A 611-nucleotide genomic window follows, 5' to 3' on the forward strand; every position below is an offset into this window, starting at 1 on the left:
TGTCGGCGACTACCATCAGTTTATGGAAGTCTACGAGGTGAAAAAACAGCAGCTTGAAGCGGCCTACAAAAAGCAGCAGCAGGAAGTCGCGGAGCTGAAGGATTTCGTTGCCCGCAACAAAGCGCGTGTCAGCACGAGAAACATGGCGATGTCCCGCCAAAAGAAACTCGATAAGATGAATATGATCGAGCTTGCGGCAGAAAAGCCAAAGCCGGAATTCCACTTTAAGCCGGCGAGAACGTCAGGCAAGCTGATTTTTGAAACGAAGGATCTCGTGATCGGTTACGATTCCCCGCTGTCCCGTCCGCTCAACCTCCGCATGGAACGCGGCCAAAAAATCGCCCTTTACGGCGCAAACGGGATCGGAAAAACGACGTTGCTGAAAAGTTTGCTTGGCGAAATCCAGCCGCTCGAAGGCTCTGTAGAACGCGGTGAGCACATCTATACCGGCTATTTCGAGCAAGAGGTCAAGGAAACAAACAACAATACGTGCATCGAAGAAGTATGGAGCGAATTCCCTTCTTATACGCAGTATGAAATCCGTGCCGCTCTGGCAAAATGCGGACTGACGACAAAGCATATCGAAAGCCGCGTCTCCGTATTAAGCGGAG

The 611-nt window shown here is 51.1% G+C and carries 1 protein-coding gene; it reads left to right on the plus strand.

All coding sequences use genetic code 11. The annotated features are described in order from the left end of the window. Positions 1-611, plus strand: a 611-nt coding sequence (locus tag ACWHAR_RS29210; RefSeq protein WP_452088713.1) for an ATP-binding cassette domain-containing protein, incomplete at both ends; no start/stop codon positions are given.

It is taken from the genome of Bacillus sp. LR--39 (genome assembly GCF_053613335.1).